Below are 601 nucleotides of genomic sequence, written 5' to 3'. Positions count from 1 at the left end.
CGGTTGCGTTCGATGGAGCGGCAGCGGTGCCGGACGGTGTTCGAGCAGTATCGGTTGGCCGCGGAGCTGCTGCGCGAGCGCGTGTGCGAGCGGGTGGCGGCGGGGTTGCCGCAGGACCGCTGGCAGCAGGGCGTGGCGGCGGAGGTCGGGCTGGCGTTGCGCATCTCACCCAACAGCGCCGCGAAGTTCGTGGCGCGGGCGGTGGAGTTGGAGAAGACGATGCCGTGCACCCGCGCCCGGCTGCGGGACGGTGACCTCACGCCGGAGGCGATCCCGGTGATCGTCGGCGGCCTCGCGCACCTGGACGCCTCGGACCGGCATGTCGCGGATGCGCAGTTGTGTGCCGACCCGGCGACGCTCGCAGGAATGGGGCTCAAGCAACTCGCCGCGCGGGTCGAGCAGGTCGCGTATCGGCTGGACGCGCAGGCGACGGTGGATCGGAACGCGTCCGCCGAGAAGGACCGCACCGTCACGATCCGCCCGCTGCCCGAGGGGATGGCCAGGGTCTCGTTGCTGCTACCTGTGGCTCAAGGTGTCGGTGTGTACGCGGCGCTGCGCCAGCACGCCGCCACCCTGATCGGGATCGGCGCGGACCTGCGCA

1 protein-coding gene is annotated in these 601 nt (G+C 72.0%); it reads left to right on the top strand.

Annotation, left to right across the window (positions count from 1 at the left end; all coding sequences use genetic code 11):
- Positions 1–36 precede the first annotated feature (36 nt).
- The coding region (locus tag ACM9LD_RS25045) for a DUF222 domain-containing protein (RefSeq protein ID WP_415679219.1) at positions 37–601 on the top strand (565 nt) is incomplete at its 3' end.

Origin of the sequence: Tsukamurella hominis, from assembly GCF_965137015.1 — a bacterium.
Classification (GTDB): Bacteria; Actinomycetota; Actinomycetes; order Mycobacteriales; family Mycobacteriaceae; genus Tsukamurella; species Tsukamurella hominis.
Note: the sequence above shows the minus strand (reverse complement) of the source record. Positions and strands in the feature narration are given on the sequence as shown.